This is a genomic window from Nonomuraea zeae, from assembly GCF_005889725.1.
GTDB classification, from domain to species: domain Bacteria; phylum Actinomycetota; class Actinomycetes; order Streptosporangiales; family Streptosporangiaceae; genus Nonomuraea; species Nonomuraea zeae.
Genome location: NZ_VCKX01000606.1, coordinates 1 through 2,388, shown reverse-complemented (window position 1 = coordinate 2,388; position 2,388 = coordinate 1). Strand labels below are relative to the sequence as shown.

Genomic DNA, 2,388 nt, shown 5'->3' with positions numbered 1-2,388 from the left:
TGAGGTCCGTCTTGTCGGTTATCTGGTGGCGCATGACTCGGAGAGCGTGAGTGGGCTGTCGTCGGTGGCGCGCAGGTTCGTCGCCGATCGGTTGCCTGATCACATGGTGCCGTCGGCCTGGGTGGTGTTGGACGCGCTGCCGCTGACGAGTAACGGCAAGCTCGACCGGCTTGCACTGCCCGCCCCTGACCACGCCGCCGTGGCGGGTGCCGGGCGCGGCCCGTCCGACGCGCGGGAGGAGGCCCTTTGCGCGGCGTTCGCCGAGGTGCTCGGGCTCGAAGGCGTCGGCGTGGACGATGACTTCTTCGAGCTGGGCGGCCACTCCCTGCTCGCCGTCCGCCTGGTCAGCCGCATCCGCGCGCTACTCGGGGTGGAGATCGAGATCCGCGCCCTGTTCGACACCCCGACGGTCGCGGGACTCGCCGCGGGTCTCGGGGGCATGGGCGCGGCCCGGCTTCCGCTGACGGCGGTGGAGCGGCGGCCGGAGCGGGTGCCGTTGTCGTATGCGCAGCAACGTCTGTGGTTCATCAGGCAACTCGAAGGCCCGAGCGCCACCTACAACGTGCCGATCGTGTTGCGGCTCGACGGTGACGTGGACATCGACGCGCTCGGGGCGGCGTTGCGGGACGTGATCGAGCGGCACGAGGTGCTGAGAACGATCTTCCCGGTCGCCGATGGCCAGCCTTATCAGCGGATTCTCGCGCCGGACGAGCTGATCTGGCGCATGGAGCGGGTGTCGTCGGCCGACCTGGCGGTCGCCGAGGCGACGGCGTATGCCTTCGATCTTGCGTCGGAGGTGCCGATCAGGGCGTGGTTGATCGACGAGCGGGTGCTGGTGGTGGTGATCCACCACATCGCCAGCGACGGGTGGTCACGGGCACCGCTGGCCAAGGACGTGTCGGTGGCCTACACGGCGCGGCGCGAGGGGCGGGCACCGGTGTGGGAGGCGTTGCCGGTCCAGTACGCCGACTACGCCCTCTGGCAACGCGATCTGCTCGGCGACGACCAGGACCCGGGAAGCCTCGTCTCCGCGCAGATGGCGTACTGGCGGCGCACCCTGACCGGTGTCCCGGAGGAGCTGGAACTGCCGGTCGACCGGCCCCGTCCCGCGGTGGCCTCGCACCAGGGGCACAGCGTGCCGATCGAGATTCCCGCCCACGTCCACGCCCGCCTGGCGGAGGTGGCCAAGGCCGAGCGGGCGACCACGTTCATGGTGGTGCAGGCCGCGTTGGCGGTGTTGCTGTCGCGGCTGGGCGCGGGCACCGACATCTCCATAGGTACGGCCAACGCGGGACGCACCGACGAGGCCCTGGACGATCTGGTCGGGTTCTTCATCAACACGCTGGTGTTGCGCACCGACCTGTCCGGCGACCCGACGTTCCAGGAGCTCCTCGCCCGGGTGCGCCAGAGCAGCCTGCAGGCCCTCGCCCACCAGGACGTGCCGTTCGAGCGGCTCGTCGAGGAACTGGCACCGAGCCGGTCGCGGGCCCGGCACCCGCTGTTCCAGGTGCAGCTCGACCTCCAGAACATGGCCGAGGCCGTGCTGGACCTGCCCGGGGCCCGGACGGCCGGCGTCCCGGCCGGGGCGTCCGTGGCCAAGTTCGACCTGGAAGTACGCCTTGGCGAGGTCTTCGATCCCCACGGGGCACCCGCCGGGGTACGCGGGTCCGTGATCGGGGCGGCCGACCTGTTCGACCCGGCCTCGGTCGGGCGGATCGCGACGCGGCTCGTCCGAGTGCTGGAACTGCTCGTCACCGACCCGCGGGCCCGGATCGAAGCGGTTGACGTGCTCGATGAGGCCGAGCGGCGGTTGGTGCTGGAGGAGTGGAACGCCACCGCTGTGGAGGTGGGTGGGGTGTCGGTGGTGGAGCTGTTCGAGGCGCAGGTGGCGCGGACGCCTGACGCGGTGGCGGTGCGCTCGGGCGCGGCCGAGACGTCGTACGCCGAGGTGGAGGATCGGGCCAACCGGCTGGCGCGGGTGCTGGTGAGCGAAGGGGTGGGCGCCGAGTCGGTGGTGGGGGTGTGCCTGGAACGCGGCGCCGATCTGGTCGTCGCGTTGCTGGCGGTGTGGAAGGCGGGGGCGGGCTATTTGCCGATTGATCCGGGTCAGCCGGTGGAGCGGGTGGCGTTCATGCTGGCTGACAGTGGTGCGGTGGTAACGGTCACGAGTGGGGCGGTGGCTGGGGAGCTTCCGGTTGGTGGTGGGAGCCGGTTGCTGGTGCTGGATGACGCTTTCACCGTGATGCGGTTGTCGTTGGCTTCGGCTGAGAGGCCGGTGCGGCGTCTGAGCGGCGATCAGAGCGCGTATGTGATCTATACCTCGGGTTCGACGGGGCGGCCGAAGGGTGTGGTGGTGACGCAGGCGGGGCTGGCCAATTATGTGGGGTG

1 protein-coding gene is annotated in these 2,388 nt (G+C 70.6%); it reads left to right on the top strand.

Annotated features, from left to right (window positions below):
- Window positions 1–46: 46 nt before the first annotated feature.
- The coding region (locus ETD85_RS61670) for a condensation domain-containing protein (protein WP_170247501.1) at window positions 47–2,388 on the top strand (2,342 nt) is incomplete at its 3' end.